Here is a 25,246-nt window from a genome sequence, read left to right as displayed (position 1 = left end):
GGATGATAGTTGCGGATTTTAGGATTATTAGAAACTACGTAAATTACATGATGTCATATTATACATTTCCTACATCTCCCGGTAACATACCATACTCATCCTTAAAACACTTGGTGAAATAAGAAGGAGCAGAGAAGCCCACATCATAGGCAACCTCGGAGACACTCATACTGCGGGATTCCAGCAAACGCTTTGCTTTCGCCAAGCGAGCCTTGCGGAGCAGATCAACGACAGAAGAACCCGTCATCGCCTTCACCTTGCGATAAAGCTGGACGCGGCTCAAGCCTATCTGCTTACCGATATCCTCGACGCCAAACTCGCTATCCGAGAGATTCTTCTGAATGATGGCGTGAAGCTGTTTCATAAACTGCTTATCACGATCTTCCAGATGAGAATCGGCGATTTCCTGCTCTGCCTCCAGAGTGCCCTGGAAAAGATGCTTCAGAAGTTTGCGCTGCTTCAACAGATTCTCTATACGTGCCAGGAGCACCTTGCTGTGGAATGGCTTGGTGATGTAGGAATCGGCACCATGTTCATAACCCTCGGCACGATGCTCTTCCAGATTCTTTGCCGTAAGCATGATGACAGGGATATGAGAGGTTGCCGTATGGGTCTTCAGATTCTGGGTAAACTCCAAACCGTCCATCACCGGCATCATCACATCACAAATCACCAGGTCGGGAACTTCCTTCTTGGCAACATCCAGTCCTTCCTTACCATCAGCAGCTTCCAGAACGATATAATCATCCTGCAGAAGGGTATGCTCATACTGACGGATATCATTGTTGTCATCGATAACCAAGATGGTTGGCTTATTCGCATGTTCGCTCAGCAACTGCTGTACTTTTCCACTTTTTCTCTCTCCATCGTCGATATATTGCAGATTAGACTCATCTACCAACGTTTTACCATCTGACAAAGAGAGATTTACAGAGTTATCCACATTATCCACATCTGTGTGGATAACTAGCGACTTATCCTCCTGCTCACGAGGAATCACCACGAAGAAGTCGGATCCCTTACCCAACTCACTTTCTACACGAGCCTCGCCATGATGCAATTCTACAAACGACTTCACCAAAGCCAAGCCGATGCCCGTACCGCTTGCTGCTCCCTTAGCCTGGAAGAAACGTTCGAAAATCTTGCCCGCCTCTTCCTGCGAGATACCCTTACCGGTATCCCTTACATCCAGGCGGAACTTTCCATTCTCATCTTTCAGAGATACGAATATATCGCCACCGGCAGGTGTATATTTCAAGGCATTGCTCAGAAGATTGAAGACAACACGAGCTATCTTCTCCTTATCTGCAACCACCTCCTGAGAACCGACAGAATCAGTTATATCCAAATGGAGCTTGATTTGCTTGCGTTCAGCAGTAAGCTGGAAATCGCCTACCCACATTTTCAAAGCTTTCACCAGGTCGAAGCGATAGAGCGTCAACTCCATCTTTCCGTTCTGAATCTTTCGGAAATCGAGGATGCTGCTCACCAGTTGCTGGAGAGCTACTGCATTACGCTTCACCATCTTCAAAAGTTCACGACTCTTTCCCTTGATACCACTGTCCTCCAGCAGCATTTCCACAGGATCGGCAATCAATGTCAATGGGGTACGAAGCTCATGACTGATATTCGTAAAGAACACCAGGCGGGAATGGGTGAGTTCCAACACCTCCTCGTTCAGTCGTTTCAACTCCGCGTTCTTGCTTTCCAATTCCCCATTCACTCTTTTCAACTCTCCATTGGTTCTCGCCAGTTCCTCATTCAGTTTAGCCTTCACCACATAACTGCGGAAAATCATAGCTGCAGCGACAATACAAACCAGCAGGAACAGACACAAGCCTATCAACATCACTTTCTGGGAATTATAATCAGAAAGATACCGATCCACCTGTTTATGCAAAGCCTTCAGATTATGTGCCTGTCGCTCAGCGTCTCTGGCTTCCATCAACGTAAGCTCCGCATTTTCCTGGGTAATGATAGATGTACTGAGATAGTTTTTCCGCTCAAAAGGCTGATGCTTCAGGATCTTCATCGCCAAGGCAATTACCTCATCACCCTTGGTAGGATAAAGATAGGAAGCCTCGAAGATGCCATCGCGCACCAGCTCCAGGCCACCCCCCTGGGTAGCCATTCCATCAACACCCGTAAATTTATAACGATGCTGCAGCCCCATCTGCTTGGCAGCCTCGTAGGCGCCCCATGCCAGACGATCGTTGTGAGCAAAGACATAATCAAAATTCTGTGTCTTCTTCAGGATGCGCTTCATTGCCTGAACGCCTCCTTCCTCCTTCCAGTTGCCTCCTTCAGAAGCAATCACCTGGATACCCGGATAGGGTTTGATGGCATCCATGAAACCAAGATGGCGCTCCATGGCAGGCGAAGATCCATCCAATCCACAGATTTCAACAATGCGTCCCTTACCCTGAAGCTTTTGAGCTATAAAGGTACCCATCGACTTACCGATATGATAGTTGTCGCAGCCGATGAATGCAGTATATTTATCGGTATTGGAGATACGATCATACAGAATCACCGGGATTCCCTTCTCGTAGGCACGCTCAACCGCCTTGGAAATCGCACTCAACTGATTAGGAGAGATGACCAGCAAGTCCACGCCCTCATCCACGAACTGATTAACCTGTTTGTTCTGCAACACATTGTCATCATTCGAGGAAGCAAGCTTCACGATAATCGAATCATTGAGATACTCTCCCATCTTCAGCTCATCATTGAGCTTGTTGCGCCAGATATCCTCGGAGCATTGGGATACACCAATGACAAACTTCTTTGGCTGCTGCTTGCATGCTGCCAAAGAAAGTCCCAAACCTATATATATAATAAGGTATAAATATCGTTTCATATATATTGTTTTGTTTAAATTTATAGATTGATAGGCTCTAAAAGAGTTGCCTCTATAAGAGTTATGGTGCAAATTTACTATTTTTTTTTGGATTTTAGCGCATTTGGTGCGTTTTTTACAAATTAAGGTTCATTTTTTATAAAGAGAATCTACAGAAATCATCGTATCTTTGCAGCGGATAAAGGAAACAACTCCTTCTTCCGAAAACAGAGAATTAATATAATGCAATAACTAGAGAATAGATAACATTAGTATAAACAACAAAACTAACTATATTATGGCTGAAGTTAAAAATTTTAGAGTAGAGTCAGACCTTTTAGGTGAACTCAAAGTTCCTGCTGAAGCACTTTACGGTGTACAGACACAGCGCGGTATCAACAACTATCACATTTCCCGTAAGACTATGAGAGCTTACCCTGATTTCATCATCGCTATCGCTTACGTGAAGTTGGCAGCTATCGAGACCAACCATACCCTCGGTGTGATCAACGATGAAATTTCGGGTTCTATCTCTCAGGCTTGCCGCGAGATCATCGAAGGCAAATGGCATGAGAACTTCCCTATCGACATGGTACAGGGTGGTGCTGGTACTTCTGTTAATATGAATGCCAACGAGGTGATTGCTAACCGTGCACTCGAAATCATGGGTCACGAGAAGGGTGACTATCAGTTCTGCTCTCCTAACGACCATTGCAACTGTGGACAGAGCACCAACGACGTTTACCCAACCTCTATCCGTTTGGCTTTGATTCGCATGAATACACACCTGGTAGGTGCTTTGACTGGTTTGATCAGCGCATTCCGCTACAAGGCTGACGAATATGCAGACGTTATCAAGATGGGCCGTACTCAGTTGCAGGATGCAGTTCCAATGTCTTTCGGTCAGGAATTCAATGCATACGCCAACAACCTGGAAGAGGAAATCCTCAACCTGGAACGCAACGTGAAGCTCTTGCATGAGATCAATATGGGTGGTACTGCTATCGGTACAGGTTTGAACGCTGTTCCAGGCTTTGCTAAGCTTTGTGCTGCCAACCTCAGCAAGTTGACTGGCGAAAACTTCGAAACAGCTACCGACCTGGTAGAGGCTACCCCTGATACCGGTGCTTACGTAAGCTACTCTTCAGCTCTGAAGCGCTTGGCAATCAAGTTGTCTAAGATCTGTAACGACCTCCGCCTGATGGCTTCTGGTCCTCGCTGCGGTCTGAACGAAATCAATCTCCCTGCCAAGGCACCAGGTTCTTCTATCATGCCAGGTAAGGTGAACCCTGTTATCCCTGAGGTAACCAACCAGGTTTGCTTCAAGGTAATCGGTAACGATGCTACTGTAAGCTTCGCAGCAGAGGCTGGTCAGTTGGAGTTGAACGTAATGGAGCCTATCATCACCGAGAGCCTCTTCGAGAGCTTGACATGGATGAAGAACGCTATTGAGACTTTGACTTCTGAGTGTATTCTCGGCATCACCGTCAACAAGGAGCGCTGCTACGAGATGGTAAAGAACAGTATCGGTATCGTTACTGCCCTCAATCCTATCATCGGCTACAAGAAAAGTACGAAGGTTGCCAAGGAAGCTCATGCCACAGGCCGTTCCGTTTATGACATCGTCATCGAACAGGGCATTCTGAGCAAGGAAGAGCTTGACAAGGCACTCGATCCTAAGGAGATGTTGCAGTCACACAAATTTACCCTGAAATAAATTTTTCCATAACCAGTCAGCTGATTAGCTGACAAACAAAAAACCTGTAAGCGTATTCCTATCAAGGGAATATAGCTTACAGGTTATTTGTTATACATAAAGCTTATATGCCATATAAGGACAAAAGCCTTCAACATCAGTCTTGGTTCCGATACGCCAGCGGCGTCATTCCCGCCCTCATCTTAAAGAAATTCGTCATAGCACTCTGATCACTGAAATGCAGATGATCTGCAATTTCTCCCATCGTCATGTCAGATTGCTTCAGGAGATTACAGATTTCCTTATAGAGCAGGGAGGTGATGTGATCATTCACGGTGGTTCCCGAAATATCCTTGATCATCCTAGAAAGATAAGGTGCCGAGACATTCAACTTGTCGGCATAGAACCTGATCTGTCGCTCGGTTTTGAAATGGCGATACAGGAGATGAAGGAAAATCTCATAAACTTCCTTCTTGTGGCGCAAATCGCGAGTCACCGATACATTCTCGTAAGGAAGTTCCGAAACCAGAAGTTTCAGGACATTCACCATCGACTGGATCATCTCCACCTTGTAGATGTGCTGATGCCGCACGATATCACGAATCATATGAAAGATATCGATGGCAGATTTCTGCTTGTCAGCCGATAACTGATACACCACGTCAGCCGTAATCTCCTCATCCACCAGGATACACTCAGCCTCAAAATCCGCCGACATCTCGGAAAAAGCAATGACATGCTTGGGCGAGACGACCAGCAATTCACCTGCAGAAAGCGGCCTGTCGGAATTATTGGCTTCAGTACTTTGATGAAGTACCCCCATTTTGATATTTCCCCTGGTCACCAACACGAGTTTCGTGAACAGGGTGCGCTCTTGAGCCATCTCTATAAAATCCCTTTCGCATAGATCGTCGATATAAATATGTGCGGCATAAGCCCCAAAGATACTTTCAAGATGGTGTCGTGCGGCAAACTCTTTCAAATTATAAACTTGTTGCTGCTTCATAAAGACTCAAATTCTTAGTTGGGGGCAAATTTACTATTTATTTTTGAAAAAAGCAAGAAAAGTATGGATAAAAAATGTGAAGAACTTTTAGAAGATTCGGTTATCAACAATCGTTATCCAAACAAGGCTAAACTGATTATCAGGTACTTATATTTCTTTTCCACAGTTATCAACACCCCTGTGGAAAACTTTATCAAGACTTTTGTGGAAAAATGAGGAAAAGTTTGGGGCACAAAAAAGACACTAACTAAAAAGTTAGTGTCTCAACGTAGCGGGAGGGGGCCACGATCCCTCGACCTCCGGATTATGAATCCGACGCTCTAACCAGCTGAGCTATCCCGCCATCCTTTACAAGTCATTTCTGATTTGCGGGTGCAAAGGTACAACAATTATTTGATTCCACCAAATTTTTTCGGAGAAATTTTCGAAAAAAGTTTGTTTTTTCTTTTTTTTGCCCAAATCTCAACCTATTTACACCTATTATATATATAAAAAAAGCGAAAAAGAAAGGATTTCTAATTTTTTTGTGTAACTTTGCAGGCTGAAACGATAGCTGTTCACCTCAAAACTATGAGAAAACAGCTTACTAGTAAAAAAGAAATGCTTAGAATTAAGAAATTAGACATATTTATAGCCAAGCAATTTGGACTTCTCTTCATGGGAACTTTCTTCATCTGCCAGTTTGTGCTGATGATGCAGTTTCTGTGGCGATATATCGACGATCTCATCGGAAAGGGAATCTCGATGGACGTGATGGCGCAGTTCTTCTGGTACATGGGTCTGATGCTCGTACCTCAGGCATTGCCGCTTGCCATCCTCCTCTCCTCACTGATGACTTTCGGTAATCTCGGCGAAAGTTCAGAGCTCACTGCCATCAAGGCTGCCGGCATCTCTCTGATGCAGGCCTTCCGCTCGCTCATCGTCATCACCGTCATCATCATGTTCGGTTCCTTCTACTTCCAGAATAATGTAGGTCCCCACTCCAACCAGAAGCTGGCACAACTCCTCATATCCATGAAGCAGAAGAGTCCGGAACTGGAAATCCCGGAAGGCATCTTCTACGATGGAATCCCGAACAGCAACCTCTATGTGCAGAAGAAGGATCTGAATACAGGAAAGCTCTACGGCATCATGATCTATCGCATGACAGACAGCTACGAAGATGCCGCCATCATCCTTGCCGACTCGGGAATGCTGCAAAGTACAGCCGAGAAGAAGCACCTCGTGCTGAGTCTTTACAGCGGAGAATGGTTTGAGAATATGAAGAGCAGTGAATTCGGCAACAGCGCTGCCGTTCCATACAGAAGAGAAACCTTCGTTTCCAAGAAGATTGTACTCGACTTTGATGCCGACTTCAACCTTACTGATGCCTCGTCGCTTGCCAACAATGCCAAGGGAAAAGGTCTGTCGGAGATCTTCCACTCCATCGACTCCATCAACGGACTGTATGATTCCATAGGAAAGAACTATCTTTCGGAAGCCAATGCCCGATTCTACCGCACGGCGCAGGTAAACAAGGCAGATTCGCTGAAAGAAATCAAGAAGGGACAAACGGAGAATTTTGACACCTTATATAATAAGCTCTCGAACGACAAGAAACTCCGGGCACTCAATGATGCACAGATGACAGCACAGCAGGAGCTCACCGACCTCAACTTCAAGGCTATGGTTACGAGCGATGCCGACTACATCATCAGACAGCACAAGATAGAAGCGATCAAGAAATTCACGCTGGCACTATCCTGCCTGATCTTCTTCTTCATCGGAGCCCCACTGGGTGCCATCATCCGAAAGGGTGGATTGGGATTCCCAGTCATCATCTCCGTATTCGTGTTCATCATCTTCTACATCCTCGACAACACGGGCTACCGAATGTCGAGATTGGGAACCTGGACCATCTGGTTCGGCCAGGGACTGGCTCCAGCCGTACTGGCACCGATTGCCGTATTCGTCACCTATAAGGCAACCAACGACTCTACGGTGTTCAATATGGAAATGTACAAGATGTTCTTCATGAAACTGCTCGGTCTCCGTATCAAACGCCATGTCTTCGGCAAGGAGGTCATCATCGAAGAGCCGAAATATACAAAAGATGCACAGCGACTGGAAAAGCTCAACAGCGATATCTATATATATAATAAGGTACACGAGCTGAAGAAGCTTCCAAACTTCATCAATGTGTTCTTCAAATACCAGCCCGACAACGAGATTGAACGCATTAGCGATGAGCTTGAAAACGTGATAGAGGATCTGACCAATACCAGGAACAAGGTCATCCTTCACAATCTCAACCTCTACCCTATTCTTGCGACGAAGGCTCATACCCGCCCATTCGAACGCCAGTGGCTCAACATCCTTGCAGCCATCATCGTACCTGTGGGCATCGTACTCTACCTGAGAATGTGGCGATTCAGAATCCGGCTCTACCGTGATCTGAACACCATCAAGCAGAGTAATGCAAACATCATCAGTCAGATAAAAGAAATGTAACTATAAAAAGTATCAAACAAATGGCAGATATCAAACTCAATAGCATCGAAGATGCAGTAAAGGACTTCCAGGAAGGTAAGTTTGTCATCGTTGTAGATGACGAAGATCGCGAAAACGAGGGCGACCTCATCATCGCCGCAGAGAAAATCGACGCAGAGAAGGTAAACTTCATGCTCAAGAACGCAAGAGGTGTGCTCTGCGCCCCTATCACCCTGAGCCGATGTGAGGAACTCGACTTGCCTCATCAGGTATCAGACAACACATCCATGCTCGGCACCCCATTCACCATCACCGTGGACAAGCTGGAGGGATGTACAACCGGTGTTTCAGCCCACGACCGTGCTGAGACCATCAAGGCACTCGCTGATCCGGCATCTACCCCACAGACATTCGGTCGCCCTGGCCACATCAATCCTCTCTATGCTCAGGACAACGGCGTATTGAGAAGAAGCGGACATACCGAGGCTGCCATCGACCTCTGCAGAATGGCAGGACTCTATCCTGCAGGCGCCCTTATGGAGATCATGAACGAAGATGGAACCATGGCACGCCTTCCACAGTTGATGGAGATGGCAAAGGAATGGAACCTCAAGATCATCTCTATCAAGGACATGATAGAATACCGTCTCAAGAAGGAATCGCTCATCGAGGTGGGCGAAGAGGTAGATATGCCTACAGAATACGGACACTTCCGTCTGATTCCTTTCCGCCAGGCAAGCAACGGACTTGAGCACATGGCACTCATCAAGGGCGAATGGAAGGAAGATGAGCCTATCATGGTCCGCGTACACTCATCTTGCGCCACAGGCGACATTCTCGGAAGCAAGCGATGCGACTGCGGACAGCAGCTGCACAAGGCGATGCAGATGATCGAGAAAGCCGGCAAGGGTGTAGTCATCTACATGCAGCAGGAAGGCCGAGGCATAGGATTGATGAACAAGATTGCAGCCTACAAGCTGCAGGAAGAAGGATACGATACCGTAGATGCCAACGTACATCTCGGTTTCAAGCCAGATGAACGTGACTACGGATGCGGCGCACAGATGCTCCGCCACCTTGGCGTGCACAAGATGCGCCTGCTCACCAACAACCCTGTAAAGCGTGTTGGCCTGGAGGCTTATGGACTCGAAATCACAGAGAATGTGCCTATCGAAGTAGTACCAAATGAGTACAACGAGCGCTATCTCAAGACCAAGAGAGACCGTATGGGGCACACTTTGCACCTCGGATAATGTAAATTATGTTATTATTTTGCATCAAATCGCGAAATAACGGATGATTTTCTTCCGAAAAAGAAATAAAATGCTTAATTTTGCACACGATTAATTAACAATAAAATAAAATTATGGCACAATTATCTGATCGTCTTAACAGATTGGCACCATCAGCAACGCTGGCGATGTCACAGAAGAGTAGTGAAATGAAAGCTCAGGGTATCGATGTAATTAACATGAGTGTAGGTGAACCAGACTTCAACACGCCTGACAATATCAAGGAGGCTGCGAAGAAAGCTATTGATGAGAACTTCTCACGTTACTCACCAGTTCCTGGTTATCCTGACTTGCGAAAAGCTATTGTTGCCAAATTGAAAAAAGAAAACGGACTTGACTACACAGTCAACGAGGTAATCGTGGGCACCGGTGGCAAGCAGTGCGTATGCAACGCCGTACTGGCTCTCGTAAACCCTGGCGACGAGGTAATCATCCCTGCACCATACTGGGTAAGCTACCCACAGATGGTAAAATTGGCAGGCGGTACTCCTGTCATCGTAAACGCAGGTTTCGACCAGGACTTCAAGATGACAGCCGAGCAGCTTGAGAACGCAATCACCGAGAAGACCAAGATGCTCATTCTCTGCTCACCAAGCAACCCTACCGGAAGTGTATATTCCAAGGAGGAGCTGGCAGCATTGGCTGAGGTTCTGAAGAAGCACCCAGAGGTATTCGTGTTGGCAGACGAGATCTACGAGCACATCAACTATATCGGCAAGCATCACAGCATTGCACAGGAGCCAGGCATGAAGGAGCAGGTGATCATCGCCAATGGTGTATCCAAGGCATACGCCATGACAGGATGGAGAATCGGTTTCCTCGCTGGTCCAGAGTGGATCATCAAGGGATGCAACAAGTTGCAGGGTCAATATACTAGCGGTACCTGTTCAGTTAGCCAGAAGGCAGCTGAGGCAGCCTACACACTTGACCAGGGTGCTGTAGAGGAGATGCGCGTAGCTTTCGAGCGTCGCCGCAACCTCATCGTGAAGCTCGCCAAGGAGGTTCCAGGACTTGAGGTCAATATGCCACAGGGTGCCTTTTATCTCTTCCCTAAGTGCAACAGCTACTTCGGCAAGAGCAATGGTGAGAAGACCATCAACAACTCTACAGATTTCGCAATGTACCTCCTGGAGGAGGCTCACGTAGCCACAGTAGGTGGAGATGCCTTCGGTGATCCAGACTGCTTCCGCATGAGCTATGCTACAAGCGATGAAAACATCGTAGAGGCAATCCGCCGCATCAAGGAAGCTCTGAGCAAATTGAAATAAAAATAGGAGAAAAGAGTCCTAAAAAGGTCAACTTTGTAAGAAAAAAGCGAGATATTGGTAAAAAATGAGCCAATATCTCGTTAAAACTTCTTAATTAGGACGATAGTTTCTCAATATTTATTATCTTTGCCAAAGGAATTTGGATAACCTAAGCGTGTTTATTCAAGACAACACAAACTAGGCATACAAAACAACTAAAATAGAGCGAGAAATAAATAAGAAATATTAATAATTTATTAACTAATAATTTAAAAAAGTAAAAATTATGGCAACTACAAAACAAGCAGCCCCAGCTAAGAAGTCTGAGGGCTTTCAGGGAGTAAGAGGCGCATTCTGGATCATCGTGGTATGTGCTATCATCGCATTCACATTGTTCTTCACATGGTTCGGTAACGACATGCACTTCCAGGATCCAGGTATCCAGGATCACCCAGCAGACATTTGGGGTACAATTTACAAGGGTGGTGTAATCGTACCAGTTATCCACACATTGTTGCTCACAGTGTTGGCTATGACTATCGAGCGTTGGTTGGCTCTTAAGACAGCTACAGGTACAGGTGCTCTTCCTAAGTTCGTAGCAAACATCAAGTCTGCATTGAACGCTAACGATTTCGCTAAGGCTGAGCAGCTCTGCAACAAGCAGCGCGGTACAGTTGCTAACGTAGTATTGGCTTCTTTGAACGCTTACAAGTCTATGGAGTCTGGTGCTAACGCATCTTTGAAGAAGGCTCAGAAGGTAGCTAAGATCCAGCAGGCTCACGAGGAGGCAACTCAGTTGGAGATGCCAACTTTGACAATGAACTTGCCTATCATCGCTACAATCGTAACTCTCGGTACATTGACAGGTCTTCTCGGTACTGTAACCGGTATGATCAAGTCATTCCAGGCCATGGGTGAAGGTGGTGGCGCTGACTCAGCAGCACTTTCTGTAGGTATTTCTGAGGCGTTGATCAACACCGCATTCGGTATTTTGACATCTTGGTGTGCTGTAGTATCTTACAACACATTTACAAACAAGGTTGATAAGTTGACATACGCACTCGACGAGGTAGGTTACTCAATTGCTCAGACATACGAAGCTAACCACGCAGAAGAGGCTTAATTTTTGCTAACCCTTTAAAATTTTATCGCTATGGGTAAAGTAAAAATTAAGAAGAGTGACATCTGGATCGATATGACGCCTATGTCAGACGTTATGACCCTGTTGCTTACCTTCTTCATGCTCACCTCTACATTCGTAAAGAATGAGCCAGTGAAGGTAAACACACCAGGTTCTGTGTCTGAGATTAAGGTGCCTGAGAATGGTGTCTTGACCATCTTGGTAAGTCCTGAAAAGGACAAGGCCGGAAAACCAACCGGCGAGGGCCAAGTATTTATGAGTATTGATAATACCGATCAGTTGGGAGCAGCACTGAGCACAATGACAAGCAACTTCGGCGTGTCTTTGACCCCTAAGCAGATTGAGACATTCAAGAGCGAGGGTACATTCGGTGTTTCTATGAGTGACATGAGCACTTATCTGTCTATGAACGCAGCAAAGCGTCCACAGTATCTCCAGACTAAGGGTATTCCTCTCGACAGTATCAAGGGTGGCATGAGCGAGTTCCAGCAGTGGGTTGACGCTGCTCGTAACGCTAACGAAGAAATCAAGATTGCCCTCAAGGCAGATGCTTCTACACCTTACAAGACAGTGAAGAGAGTGATGAACGAACTCCAGGACATGGATGAGAGTCATTACTATATGATTACACAGTTAAAACAACAGGGGGACGAATAAATGGCAAAGAAAGAAAGCAAACAAAAGAAAATGAATGTCCGCGTAGACTTTACGCCTATGGTGGATATGCTCATGCTTCTTATCACGTTCTTCATGCTGTGTACATCTTTGAGCAAACCTCAGACTATGGAGCTGACTATGCCAAGTAATGACGAGAATACTCAAGATGACCAGAAGAACGAGGCGAAAGCTTCTGAGACTATTACCCTCTACGTAGCAGCTGATAACAAGATTTATTATGGTGCTGGTATCCCTAACTACAACGATCCTACATGGATCAAGGAGACAACATGGGGTAGCCAGGGTATCCGTAAGGTCTTGAGAGAGCACGCTACAGAGAATGGTACACGTCCAGTAGAAAGAATTGCGCTCGCTGTTAAGGAGTTGAACATGGATCGTCAGAAGAATCCTAAGCAGTATCCTGATAGCATCTATCAGAAGAAGCTCAGCGATTTGAAGGCTGGTAACTTGAAGGATGGTAAGATTCCTACTCTGACCATCGTCATCAAGCCAACCGACAACGCTTCTTACAAGAATATGGTTGACGCTCTCGACGAAATGCAGATTTCAAACATTGGTACTTACGTCATCGATAAGATTAACGCAGACGATGAGAAGCTTCTCGAGTCTAGACACGTTAAGATGTAAGATGAGTAACAAACAATTTTAAACAAGAAAGAAATGGCAAAAATAGATCTTTACGATCCTAAATGGGTCGAAATGGTTTTCGCCGGAAAGAACAAGGAGTATGGTGCATACCAGCTCCGTAAGGGTACTTCCGGTCGAAACATCAAGTCTCTTCTGATCTTGGTCATTGCTGCAGCTCTCGTGGGTGGATTCTTGGCTTGGAAAGTTATCGAACAGAAACAAGCTGAAGAACAGCAGGCATATATGGAAGCTATGGAGTTGGCTAAACTCCAGCAGCAGGCTAAGAAGGAAGAAAAGAAGAAGGAGCCAGTGAAGCCAAAGATTGAACCTAAGAAGGAGATACCTGTGGCTCGCGAAACTCAGAAGTTTACTGCACCTGTCATCAAGAAGGATGAACTCGTAAAAGAGGAAAACCAGGTTAAGCAGATGGATAAACTGGACGAAAAGGTTGCTGTCGGTACAGAAAACAAGGAAGGTGTGAAGGACCGTACAGTGGAAGCAGTGAGAAGTGAGATTGCGGTAGCAGCTCCACCTCCACCACCAGCTCCAAAACCTGAGGTTGCAACTAAGGTCTTCGATGTTGTAGAGGAGATGCCTTCATTCCCTGGTGGACAAGGCGCTTTGATGCAGTATCTGGCTAGCAACATCAAGTATCCTGTCGTAGCACAGGAGAACGGCGTACAGGGTCGTGTTATCGTTTCATTCGTGGTAGAGCGTGATGGTTCTATCTCTGATGTGAAGGTAGCTCGTTCTGTTGACCCTTCACTTGACCGTGAGGCACAGCGTGTCGTTAAGAGCATGCCTAGATGGTCTCCAGGTAAGCAGAATGGTTCTACTGTACGTGTTAAGTATACTGTACCAGTTGTATTTAGATTGCAGTAATAGAATGAAAAGAATATCTTATATTTATATAGGATTAACAGTACTATCAATGGCTTTCTTCTCGTCTTGTGGCGAGAAGAAAGCCAAAGATGGTAGAACTGATACTCCTACTTCGGGCACAATTGAGTTTGTGGCTGATGAGAGTTTGAGTCCTATCATTGACGAAGAAAGAAGTCAGTTTGAGTTCGAGTACCCAAAGGCCAAGCTCAAACCAAAATACACAGATGAAGTCACTGGACTTCAGATGATCAAGGATTTCAAGACAGCACTCCTCTTTACTACCCGTAATCTGAAGGATAGTGAGATTGCATACTTGAAATCGAAGAGCAATGTGATTCCTTCCGTTTTCCCTATCGGATACGATGGTTTGGCATTCATTGTCAACAAGAATAATAGTGATACTTGCATCACAGTGAATGACATTAAGCGTGTCCTTACCGGAAAGGCGACCAAATGGAGTGATATTGTTCCTGGATCAAAGAGAGGTGATATCGAGGTCATCTTCGACAACACCCGCTCTGCAACCACCAACTTCGTGGTAGATTCCGTTCTCCACGGCGAAAAGATGGGTGCGAAGATCATGGCTGCAAAAACAAGTAAGCAGGTCATCGACTTCGTTGACCAGAATCCAGGTTCTATCGGTGTTATCGGATCAAATTGGTTGAACGACCGACGCGATTCCACCAACACAACCTTTAAGAAGAATATTCATGTAATGCAGGTATCCATCAAGGAGAAAGCTACCCCAATGAACAGCTGGAAACCTTACCAGGCATACCTGTTGGATGGAAGATATCCATTCGTAAGAACTATATACGCTATCGTGGTTGACCCTCATAAGGCATTGCCTTGGAGCTTTGCCAACTACATTTCCAATCCTAAGGGACAGCTTATCCTCTTCAAGACAGGCTTACTTCCTTACAGAGGTGATATTACGATTAAGACAGTTAATGTTAAACGTTAAAAGTTTAGATAGAAAGTAGAATTATGAAAGCAGTTAAATATTTAGTAGCAGGTTTGCTCGTCATGGGTTTGGCGGCTCCTGCAATGGCTCAGGACGTTAACTACAAGGATGCTCTGAAGCCAATAGAAGCAACTTTGAAGGCTGGTAACGTAGATGCCAAGGCTTTTGCCAAGGTTCTCAAGGAGTATCAGAAGGAGTACAAGAAGGATCCTAAGGCACTCGTTGCTTTGGGTAATGCCCTCGTCATCAACAAGGACTACACCAATGCCCTGGCTGTAGCTGATGCTGTCATCGCTAAGTACAAGACCTGTGGTGATGCTTATATCCTCAAGGGCGATATCTACGCTATGCAGGACAATGGTGGTGAGGCTGCCTCTTGGTATAAGAATTGTATGACTATGGATCCTAAGAATCCTCAGGGTTACATCAGCTACGCTAACGTTTACCGCAAGATTGATCCACAGGCTTCTGCAGAGGCTTTGAACAAGTTGAGAACTGTAGATCCGAACTACCCTATCGAGGCAGAAACAGGTCACAACTACTATTCTATTGGTAGCTACGACAAGGCTTATGAGAATTTCTCTAAGGCTAACCTGAATACAATGGAAGAGTACATCTTCTACGAGTACTGCTTCACTACATACGTATTGAACAAGAAGGATGAAACTCTCAACCTTTGCAAGAAGGGTATGCAGAAGTATCCTAAGGATACAGCTTTCTTGATTCTGGCTATGCGTGCATCTGTTGATACACAGAATTTTACTGAGGCTCTCCAGTATGCTAACAGCATTATGGCTAACAACGATATCAAGAAGAACTCTAGTATCTACTCTTACTATGGTCTGGCACTCGCTGGCAACAAGCAGTTCGACCAGGCTTTGGAGCAGTACAACAAGGCTCTGGAGGTAAACAAGGAAGACTTCAAGCCATATCAGTACATCTCTGAGGCATATAAGGGTATGGGAAACGAGGATAAGGCTATCGAATTTGCACAGGCATATATGGATAAGAACCCTAACGTATCACCATCAGACTATGTAAAGATGGCTGAGATCTACAATGCAAAGGCTCAGAAGGGTGGCGATCAGAAGGAGGCTAACGTTGATAAGGCTATCAACGTATATAACAGCTTCGCTGAGAAGTATCCACAGTTGAAGGCATACGCTCACCTCCAGGCTGCCAACATCGCATTCCAGAACGAGTTGGACGACAAGGCTCTTGCTAACTATGAATTGGTTATCAAGGAACTTGAGAGCAAGCAGTATGATGAGGATGAGAAGGGCTACCTGATGCAGGCTTACAAGAACGCTGGTTACATCTACTGGGGTTCTAAGAAGGACCTGACAACAGCTCAGCCATACTTCGAGAAGCTGATCAAGCTTGATCCAAACAACTCTCTCGCCAAGAAGGCCTTAGGTCTTGACGAGGAGCAGCAGGCACAGTAAGTTACGAAACAAGAACATAATTAAAGGGGTGATAGCTATGTGATATGGCTTTCACCCCTTTTTTTGTGATATGAATCAGACCATAAACGAAAAGAGCGATTCCAAAGGAACCGCTCTCAATGTTTTATTGTAACTAAAAGTATCTTTCCATAATAAATTATGGAAGACTGATTGCCTCATTAGGACAAACATCAGCACAAGTACCGCACTCTGTGCAGAGATCTGGGTTGATTGAATACTTCTCGCCCTCAGAGATTGCACCTGATGGACACTCGTCAATACATGTACCGCAAGCGATACAATCGTCACCAATTACGTATGCCATAATTATAAATATTTAAAATGTTAATAATGTTTCTGTATCTATGCTAATCTAGAGATAGGTTATTACCTACTTTTGATGGTGCAAAGATAACAATTATTTTCGATATACCTACAAATAGGTATGACTTTTTTCTTGATTTTACTCAATTTATACTTTATCGAAATAAATTAGTACAATAAGAAGCCAACCTTGCCGTTTATTAATAATAACGAAGAACAAATAGCAAATATGAAGAGAATCATACTGATGGCTCTAATAGCCTTCTATACAGGTATCAATGGCATGGCACAGCTTAGGACGGTAGAGAATCGCCCTTATACCGATCTGCGCCCATTCCATTTCGGTGTACTCATCGGAACACATGCACAAGATATGGAATTCCAGAATACCGGAATCACCCAATACATCGATGCCAACGGTATCGAGCAGCCTTCTCATGTCACTGTAGATCAAGACCGTTGGGATATGGGATTCACCGTTGGCGTACTAGGAGAATTCCGTCTCAACAGAAGCTTCCAGTTCCGCATAGCCCCTGCCATGTACTTCGGTACTCGCCACCTCACCTTTTATAACCTCTTGGAGAAAGATGGTGCCGGAAACGCCATCGTGCAGCATCAGGAGATGAAGACTGCCTATATTTCTTCCGCTATGGACCTGATTTTCGCAGCCGAGCGGTTCAATAATCACCGACCTTACGTGATGGCAGGCATCAATCCGATGATGAACCTCAACAGCAGCAAGTCAGACTACATCAAGCTCAAGAAATCGGAAATATTTCTCGAACTGGGCGTAGGCTGCGATTTCTACATGCCATTTTTCAAGCTCCGTCCGGAACTCAAGTTTATGTATGGATTGACAGATTCCTTCGACAAGAAACATCCCGAGCACATCAAAAACAAGAATGAGCTCCCTTATGCCTTGGCAGCTAAAGGAGCTCATAGTAAGATAATTGCATTGACATTCTATTTCGAGTAGCCTACTCTACCACTTCCCAAGAGAAGACACAACCATTCTTCATACCGGCATCAGCGCCCTGGAAATCAGCAGAATAAGGACTTCCGTCGGTAGGATGCTTGCCTATATACCGCTGGGTCTTCAGTGATAGAAGCATACAGCGGTTGTAAAGCATATCCTGCCATAAAAACTCCTCTGCATGAGAGGCATCAGAAGTAAGACGCACATCGCCTGACAAGCCAGCACCTGCGATATATACATATCGTCCATCTGCAGTTTTCAGTGCAATCTTGCCCTGTCCACGGTCTTCGATGATGAATTTCACTCCATTGCTCATCTCCTTTATGTTCGAGGAGCTATGCATCAGTCCATGACCGGTAGCATTCATCAGGTTACCATCAGCAAGATTAAAGACTCGGATGGTCTTTCCTATAGGCAGATTAGCAGTTCTGTCAGCCATCGGTTCCTCTACCTTGAAGTCATCAAAATCAGCCACGCCGCCATTCACTCCCGTCTTGTTAAAGGCGTACAGCGCTACACGCACACCCTGGAAGGTCTTCAACTGATAAGGAGAAAGCATCTGCTCTCCGATATTCTCCCAAGTCTTTCCATCAAGAGAGTAGGAATATTGCAGCAGACTCTTATCATAATCACCCCAAAGGCGCAACCATATCACCTTGTTCTTGGCAATCGGTTTCAGCACCTCCTTGTTGGTATTCTGGTCGTAGCATCTCAGACTTAATCCCTTTTCCGTCTTCATCACGCCCAATGAAGCATGTGGCGTATTCATAGCACCGAGTCCAGCCTCATCCCCCATCTTCAGTCGGGATACATCCAGCTTGACAGATGTATAAGATACAGGACCGATGGCACGTTGCGTCAACGAATTCTTTGCCCAGAGCAGCTGCTTGGCAGGCATAGAATGCAAACGGAGCCATCCTTTTCGCTCCTTGTTCAGCGACCACATCTTGTCGTTCGGATTATGATTCCACTGCCAAACCGGCTTGAAAGTCTTTCCCGAGAAATCATCACATCTATCGTATGGAGCCTGTGGTGTCTTCACCGCATCATTCGGTTTGAACCAGGTTCGAGGCGAGCGACCCAGGTTCTTCTCCAATCCGAAGTAAGGCCAGCCATCCACCCATGTGACAGGCGAAAGGCACACCGTTCTACCCACGGCATTGAAATCCAGCATCGATATGCCCCACCATTTGCCATCAGGAGCCTGGACGATGCCCCCCTGATGAATGGTAGCACACCCCAGGTTCACGCCATTCGGTCTGTTGTTATTAAATTGATATCCATCTTCAGGAAGCGGCCTACCGATACCCATGTTACCTACGCTCCATCCAGCAGCATAACCATACGATTCGCGTTCGCTAATCACACAGGTTTCGTAAGGTCCCCAGATACTCTTGCTTCGGGCACACTGCATGCGCCCCATCGGTGAATAATCTGCAGAGAGGATATAGTACATACCATTGATTTTATACACATGATGTCCCTCCCCCATCGCATTGCCTTCCGGAATCACCACCTTGCTGCTGCCCTCTACCGGACCACTCAAATCGGGCTTCAACTCTGTAACGGTCACGTTGCCATACTTGTGCACGGCATAAATCTTGCCATCATCATCGAAGAGCACAGAGAGGTCGTAGATATCACCATTAATCTTGTGATGCGTCCAAGGACCCTTGGCACTGTCCGAGATATACACCTGCAATCCATGCCCGTTGATATTGGAGAAGATATAGAACTTGCCGTTATGATATCGGATGGCAGGCGCCCAGATACCCTGTCCGTAAGCCTCCTTGCCATTGCGGAGATTGAAATCATCTGAATCATCGAATCGGTCGAAACAGTAGGAAGAGAATTCCCAATTCACCAAATCCTTGGAATGGAGAACCACCAGTCCCGGCACACTGTGCATCGTGGTACCCGCCAGATAGTAATCCTCCCCCACTCTGATAATATCAGGGTCAGAGAATTCATCGTAAAACAAAGGATTGGTAAAGGTACCATTACCATTATCAGCCGACCAAGACTTCCCCTCCAAAGTCTGTGTCAGAACATTCTTGGTTGCAGATTTTTTCTGCGCCGCTGCTCCCAAAGAACCGCTCAAAAAAGCGATGCAACAGGTTGCAAATAAAATTTTCTTCATTCTCATTGATAGGTCTAAAAGATTATTATAAAAAATATTGCCACAAAAGTACGAATAATTATCCAAACAGAGGTGGACAAAATGATACTTTTATGGCAACAAATGTAATTTTAGAACATTATTTAATCAGATAAGTCTTTCCTGGTTCTGTTTCCAAGTCATATTCATATACGTCAGGAATAGGGGCCTTCACTCCTTCTGCTATCCGATGCTGTTCCATTACAGGCTTCACTTCTGCAGATGCAAAAAGGATATTGGGACATATTCCTTCAGCCTTCTTCAGATTCTTCGCCTTAAGCGGAACGTAGGAGCGGAGACGCAGCACACCTCCGATGGTGGAGCGAATCTTCGCCTTCATCAGTCTGCCATTCTTCCAGTCCATATCCACCACAAAGCCGCCACGGGCACGAAGTCCCTTTACGCTTCCCTCGTTCCAGGCATCAGGCAAGGCAGGCAAGAGATGCACGGCTCCATCATGACTCTGCAGGAGCATCTCTGCGATGCCGGCTGTTACTCCGAAGTTACCGTCAATCTGGAATGGCGGATGGGCATCGAAGAGATTCGGATAGGTTCTGCCATCAGGATATTCCTTTGCCTGCGCATCAGATGGCAACAGGCGAAGCATATTACTGATGATTCTGAAAGCATGATTGCCATCGAGCATACGTGCCCAGAAGTTCGTTTTCCAACCCAGACTCCAGCCCGTAGCCTGGTCGCCACGATGCTTCAGAGTGGTGGCTGCGGCATGGAACAGTTCCGGATGAGAGAAAGGAGAAATCTGATTGGATGGATACAATCCATAGAGATGCGAGATATGGCGATGCTCATTCTTCGGATCATCCGCATCCACAAGCCACTCCTGCAACTGTCCGTACTTTCCTATCTGCATCGGCGGAATCTGCGAAACCAACTGCTGCATCTCCTTGCGCTCAGCCTCATCAATACCCAATATTTCAGAAGCCTTCACAGCACTGGTTAAGGCATCGAAGGCTATCTGGTTATCCATCGTGCAACCAGCCGTTACGGCAGTTCTCTTACCCATAGGTCCCTGTTCCGGACTCACCGACGGCACGGTTACCTTCCATTCGGTGCCCGGCAACTTCTGCATATAGTCGAGATAGAACTCAGCAGCACCTTTTATTACTGGATACCACTGCTTGAGGAAAGCCTTGTCGCCCGTATAGAGATAATGCAGCCAGAGATGGGTGGTGAGCCAGGCTCCGCCGTTCGGAAACATGCCCCACTGCGCACCGTCCACCGGACCTGCTATGCGCCAGATATCGGTGTTATGATGTGCCATCCAGCCACGACAACCATACATTTCCCTAGCCGTCTGTGCTCCCGTTACGCTCAAATCCTTAATCAGCGAATACAGAGGTTCCGTGGTGTTACCGAGATTCGTTACCTCGGCAGGCCAGTAATTCATCTCCGTATTGATGTTGATGGTATATTTACTGTCCCAAGGTGCATTTTTGCTGTTGTTCCAAACGCCCTGCAGGTTTGCCGCCTGTCCACCAGGCTGGGAAGAGGAAATGAGCAGATAGCGACCATAGTTATACATCAGCGCTACCATCGCCATATCCTTACTGCCCGCAAATTTCTCCAGGCGTTGGTTGGTAGGCAACGAAGCATTGATATCGGTTGGCAGAACCAGAGAAGAAGTAGCGAACTGCTTCTGGTAAGCCTCCACATGGCGTTTCTCCAACTGTGCATAGCTCATCAGTTTCACCTTATTTATATAGTCAGCATTGCGCTGGGCTGCATTGCCCGACACATCGTGATAGTTCACAAAATTAGTGGAAGCACTCACGATGATGGTTGTCTCGGTGCCATCCGTCCTTACATCTGCTACACATTCGGCAGCAAGAGCTGCCTTGATACCCTCCTGGTCTTGTCCCTTCACCTTCAGCATAACCCCTGAAGGCGTTTTCTGAGTCTGATGTTCAAAAGGCGAATCCAGGGTAACATCAATATTCAGGGCACCCTTTCTACTCGCCTTGATGTGGCAAACGATGACGCCATCAGCCAGCGAAGCAAAGGTAGTACGGGTATATCTTACGCCATCCATCACGAAAGAAGTCGTGGCAATCGCCCTCTTCAAATCCAGGTTGCGCACAAACTGCTCAGCCTTTCCCTGATTCTTCATGGTGATATGCAGATTTGCCATCGGCAGGAAGCGCATGCCATGAGGTCCAGGGATGAAGGTTTGGTTGATGAGAGCCGCTGCCTCCTCTTCCCTTCCATTGAAGATGAGTTTCCTCACCTTTGGCAGATTCTCCAGGGATTTCTTACTATTGTTGTTATGAGGACCGCCACTCCAGAAAGTCTCCTCATTCAACTGGATATTCTCGTCCGTGGTTCCGCCATACACCATACCTCCCAGATGAGAGTTTCCGATAGGCAGAGCCTCCAGCCACTGCTGGGCTGGGGCGTTATACCAAAGTAGGGTGCTATTATCAGAACTGCTAGCCTTAGCCATCATCTTTACCGGAAGAAGGAACGCCAAAGCCATAGTTCCCACTATTATTCTATTTCTCACTACTATTCTGTTTTTGATACTCAAAACTATCCACATCCACATATCCACCAGCAGCCTTTGTGGCATAGTTGTAGATGGCGATGCGGGTTCCCATAAAGAGGCGGCGATAATCATACTGCATCTTGAAATCCTTGATGGCAGGAACCCAGGTCTTGCCGTCTACACTATATAATAAGGTAGCAAAATCCTGATGAAGTCGGAAATCGCAGCTCATCTTCAGATAGATGATGCTTGATTTCGTTGCCTTATCCTGCTTCAGATTCAAAGGCTGGCGATACACCTCCTCACGCTTCACATCGGTCACAGCCTTTTCCTTTTCAGTCAAAGCTACACTCTCCTTGGTACCCACCACAAAGAGTTTCTTGCCTTCCTTTACAATAGAGAGCAAAGCCGCATCACCCTGGAAAGCTGACAGACCAGCCACATCGCCATCTTTCATCTTGCTCACATCCATCTTGATGATTCCCTCGCAGGTTGGTCCTTCGGTACGGGTACTGATGGTATTGGGAGCCAGGAAGATATTAGGAACGATGCGGGATGTCTTCAGACGGAGCCAGCCCTTGCGCTCTGTGAGCGACCAGGCATTATCCACAGGATTATGGTTCCACTGCCACTGCAATTCCAGTTTATCCTTCGAGAAATCGTCGCTATACACGAGTCCCTTGCCATCGTAGCCCAGCACAGGCTTCTGCATCTCGGCAGGAATATTGCCCTTCTCATCGGTCAGCATAGGCCATCCGTCCTTCCAGGTACATGGCTCCAGCGTGAGCACTCTGCCCACACCACCACGGTCTTGGAATACGATGCCATACCAGTTGCCATCCTTATCATCTACAATCGTACCTTGTCCCACGCCGTTGAATCCGGCAAACTCCGTTTCCAGAATCACCTTCTTTTCGTAAGGCCCCGTTATCTTATCAGCACGATAGCAAACCTCACGACGAGGATGTCCCTGTGGCCACGAAATCATCAGGAGATAATACTTGCCGTTGTGTTTGATCATGCGGGAGCCTTCGAGCAAACCCGTTTCATCAGCATCACGCTCAAAGAGTTTACGATGGCTGCCAGGCACTACATTAGTTAAGTCTGCATTCAGCTGCACCATCTCTCCCGTTCCATAAACCACGTATGCCTTATCGTCGTCATCGAAGAAGAGAGCGGCATCATGGAAATGCTGCAAACGGCTGTGGATAGTCCATTTGCCTTCGATATCATCGGCTGTACAGATATAAGTCTCTCCACCAGGATTATCATTCGGAGCAAAGAGCGCATAGAACTTGCCACGATGATACTGCAGCGAAGTGGCCCACTGACCACGACCATACACCGTACCCTCCTTCATGTCATACTTAGGCGAATCGGTAAGTTTAGGGAAGATATAGTTCACGGTTTCCCAGTTCACCAGATCCTTCGATTTCATGATAGGCGCACCCGGCATTAGATGCATGGTGGTGCTTACCATATAGAAGCTGTCACCCACACGGATTACATCCACATCAGGCACATCAGCCCAAACCACTGGATTGGCGAAATTCTTCTCAAACTTCCACCAGTCAAAATTGAAGAGTTTGCTTCCCTTCAATCCCTTGAACACGAAGTATATATCATGCTTTCCTGTCACTTTCTTTAGCATTTGTGCCGAGAAAGTCTTCCACTTTTCCCAGCCACCCGTCTTGGTAACATCAAGTTTAGCTATCAGTTCGCCATCTTCCTTATCGAGATGAACCTCCAGCGAACCTCCAAGCGATGAGCACGCAGCAGAGATGGCAAATGCATCCGGACTCTCATTTCCGAAATCCACCTCACGTACCTTGATATAATCACCTGTATGAATTTCAGAGATATAAACACCCGTATCATCGGTCTGCTCCGATTTCACTCCCTTAGAGAAAGCGATGGTTTCAGCCTCCTGACGCTTGTAAGGATTGAGGGTTGCGATAGGAGCCACTCCTTCCTGGGTATGATGGATGATTGGGAAGGTACCGTCGGCATTGTATTTGAATTCTTCCACAGCCACACTGCGTCCGAATCCGCCACCCAGTTTACCCGTATGATAGAAGAAATAAGACTTGCCCTTGAAGTCGGTCACACCGCAATGGTTGGTAAAGGAACCCGTATCTTCCAATGGCATGATTTCGCCCATATACTTCCATGGTCCGAAAGGCTTCTTGCTCATGGAATAAGCGATATGCTCAGGCACTCCACCTGCAGCATAAAGCATATAATAGTTCTTGCCACGCTTCATGAACCAAGGTCCCTCTGTGTAGCAATCTTTATATTTTCGGGTAGAATCACGCTTCTCCACGTCAGGCGAACCGAATCCCTCCTCAGTCATCACGATTCTGCCCACTTCACGTTTTTCATCAACAGCTGCCTTAGCATCTATACCACCCTTGAAGCTGATCATATCTTTATTCAGTTTGGCATAGTAAAGATGCGGATTACCCCAATAGAGATAAGCCTGTCCATCCTCATCCATCCAAACCGTTGGGTCGATATTGTCCCAACTTCCATTATCAAAAAGCGGTTTGCCCAGCGCATCCTTGAACGGACCGGTAGGAGAATCAGCCACAGCTACGCCGATAGCCATTCCGCCCGACAGTTTAGAGTGCGCACAGATATACCAGTAATACTTACCATTACGTTCGATGGTCTGTGCTGCCCAGGCACGGTCGTCTGCCCAGGAAAAAGAACTGAGGTCGAGCGGAGAACCATGGTCTGTCCAGTTCACCATATCTTTGGTAGAATAGACACGCCATTCGTTCATCCAGAAGAAGTCAGCCTTATCTTCGTCATGACCGGTATATACATAGAGACGGTCTCCGACAACCAGAGGTGCCGGGTCGGTAGTTAACTGTGTTTGTACGATTGGGTTCTGTGCATAGGCAGCACCCTGCATGGCAAGCAGGCATGCGCTTATCAGTAACGGCTTTCTGAGAGCCAAGATTTTCGTTGTATTCATCATTATGATTGTTTTTTCG

The 25,246-nt window shown here is 46.4% G+C and carries 17 protein-coding genes and 1 tRNA gene; 11 read left to right on the top strand and 7 right to left on the bottom strand.

Features of this window, described 5'->3' with window-relative positions; genetic code table 11:
* Positions 1-58: 58 nt before the first annotated feature.
* On the bottom strand, positions 59-2,860 hold the full coding sequence (locus DW657_RS04540; protein ID WP_118311583.1) for a substrate-binding domain-containing protein: 2,802 nt from the start codon (positions 2,858-2,860) through the stop codon (positions 59-61).
* A 277-nt stretch (positions 2,861-3,137) separates the two neighbouring features.
* On the opposite strand from DW657_RS04540, the gene DW657_RS04535 reads away from it, so the two are divergent.
* Positions 3,138-4,556, top strand: a complete 1,419-nt coding sequence (locus DW657_RS04535) for an aspartate ammonia-lyase (protein ID WP_118311582.1) — start codon at positions 3,138-3,140, stop codon at positions 4,554-4,556.
* A 136-nt stretch (positions 4,557-4,692) separates the two neighbouring features.
* Here the strand turns inward: DW657_RS04535 and DW657_RS04530 are convergent, their stop codons facing one another.
* Both DW657_RS04530 and DW657_RS04520 read right to left on the bottom strand, forming a co-directional pair.
* A complete protein-coding gene (locus DW657_RS04530; RefSeq protein WP_199658302.1) occupies positions 4,693-5,358 on the bottom strand; it encodes an AraC family transcriptional regulator in 666 nt (221 codons plus the stop codon).
* 452 nt (positions 5,359-5,810) lie between these two features.
* Positions 5,811-5,884, bottom strand: a tRNA-Met gene (locus DW657_RS04520).
* Positions 5,885-6,141: 257 nt separating this feature from the next.
* Here DW657_RS04520 and DW657_RS04515 point away from each other — a divergent pair.
* The 9 genes from DW657_RS04515 (at position 6,142) to DW657_RS04475 (ending at position 16,286) form a co-directional block, all read left to right on the top strand.
* Positions 6,142-8,031, top strand: coding sequence for an LptF/LptG family permease (locus DW657_RS04515; RefSeq protein WP_118311588.1), 1,890 nt, complete (start codon positions 6,142-6,144; stop codon positions 8,029-8,031).
* 20 nt (positions 8,032-8,051) lie between these two features.
* Positions 8,052-9,263: a bifunctional 3,4-dihydroxy-2-butanone-4-phosphate synthase/GTP cyclohydrolase II gene (locus DW657_RS04510; RefSeq protein WP_117663297.1), complete on the top strand. Its 1,212-nt coding sequence runs from the start codon at positions 8,052-8,054 to the stop codon at positions 9,261-9,263.
* A gap of 113 nt (positions 9,264-9,376) precedes the next feature.
* Entirely contained in the window at positions 9,377-10,570 is a 1,194-nt protein-coding gene (locus DW657_RS04505; RefSeq protein ID WP_118311579.1) for a pyridoxal phosphate-dependent aminotransferase, read from the top strand.
* A 265-nt stretch (positions 10,571-10,835) separates the two neighbouring features.
* Positions 10,836-11,672: a MotA/TolQ/ExbB proton channel family protein gene (locus tag DW657_RS04500; protein WP_117663293.1), complete on the top strand. Its 837-nt coding sequence runs from the start codon at positions 10,836-10,838 to the stop codon at positions 11,670-11,672.
* 30 nt (positions 11,673-11,702) lie between these two features.
* Complete coding sequence (locus DW657_RS04495) at positions 11,703-12,347, top strand: biopolymer transporter ExbD (RefSeq protein WP_089544800.1); 645 nt, start codon at positions 11,703-11,705, stop codon at positions 12,345-12,347.
* Positions 12,348-12,995, top strand: a complete 648-nt coding sequence (locus DW657_RS04490; RefSeq protein ID WP_089544801.1) for a biopolymer transporter ExbD — start codon at positions 12,348-12,350, stop codon at positions 12,993-12,995.
* A 33-nt stretch (positions 12,996-13,028) separates the two neighbouring features.
* Positions 13,029-13,877, top strand: coding sequence for an energy transducer TonB (locus DW657_RS04485; protein WP_089544802.1), 849 nt, complete (start codon positions 13,029-13,031; stop codon positions 13,875-13,877).
* 4 nt (positions 13,878-13,881) lie between these two features.
* A complete protein-coding gene (locus DW657_RS04480) occupies positions 13,882-14,841 on the top strand; it encodes a PstS family phosphate ABC transporter substrate-binding protein (protein ID WP_089544803.1) in 960 nt (319 codons plus the stop codon).
* Positions 14,842-14,864: 23 nt separating this feature from the next.
* Entirely contained in the window at positions 14,865-16,286 is a 1,422-nt protein-coding gene (locus DW657_RS04475; protein WP_118311578.1) for a tetratricopeptide repeat protein, read from the top strand.
* 157 nt (positions 16,287-16,443) lie between these two features.
* On the opposite strand, the gene DW657_RS04470 is transcribed toward DW657_RS04475, so the two are convergent.
* A complete protein-coding gene (locus DW657_RS04470) occupies positions 16,444-16,611 on the bottom strand; it encodes a 4Fe-4S binding protein (RefSeq protein ID WP_006849139.1) in 168 nt (55 codons plus the stop codon).
* A gap of 228 nt (positions 16,612-16,839) precedes the next feature.
* On the opposite strand from DW657_RS04470, the gene DW657_RS04465 reads away from it, so the two are divergent.
* Entirely contained in the window at positions 16,840-17,586 is a 747-nt protein-coding gene (locus tag DW657_RS04465; RefSeq protein ID WP_089544805.1) for a porin family protein, read from the top strand.
* 1 nt (position 17,587) lies between these two features.
* On the opposite strand, the gene DW657_RS04460 is transcribed toward DW657_RS04465, so the two are convergent.
* The 3 genes from DW657_RS04460 to DW657_RS04450 all read right to left on the bottom strand — a co-directional run bounded on the left by DW657_RS04460 (position 17,588) and on the right by DW657_RS04450 (position 25,230).
* Positions 17,588-19,726, bottom strand: a complete 2,139-nt coding sequence (locus tag DW657_RS04460; RefSeq protein ID WP_118311577.1) for a family 43 glycosylhydrolase — start codon at positions 19,724-19,726, stop codon at positions 17,588-17,590.
* 118 nt (positions 19,727-19,844) lie between these two features.
* Positions 19,845-22,208, bottom strand: coding sequence for a glycoside hydrolase N-terminal domain-containing protein (locus DW657_RS04455; protein ID WP_369973464.1), 2,364 nt, complete (start codon positions 22,206-22,208; stop codon positions 19,845-19,847).
* A 46-nt stretch (positions 22,209-22,254) separates the two neighbouring features.
* Positions 22,255-25,230: a family 43 glycosylhydrolase gene (locus DW657_RS04450; RefSeq protein WP_369973463.1), complete on the bottom strand. Its 2,976-nt coding sequence runs from the start codon at positions 25,228-25,230 to the stop codon at positions 22,255-22,257.
* Positions 25,231-25,246 lie beyond the last annotated feature (16 nt).

Origin of the sequence: Prevotella sp. AM23-5, assembly GCF_003473645.1 — a bacterium.
Classification (GTDB): Bacteria; Bacteroidota; Bacteroidia; order Bacteroidales; family Bacteroidaceae; genus Prevotella; species Prevotella copri_A.
This window is presented reverse-complemented; position numbering and strand designations above follow the sequence as displayed.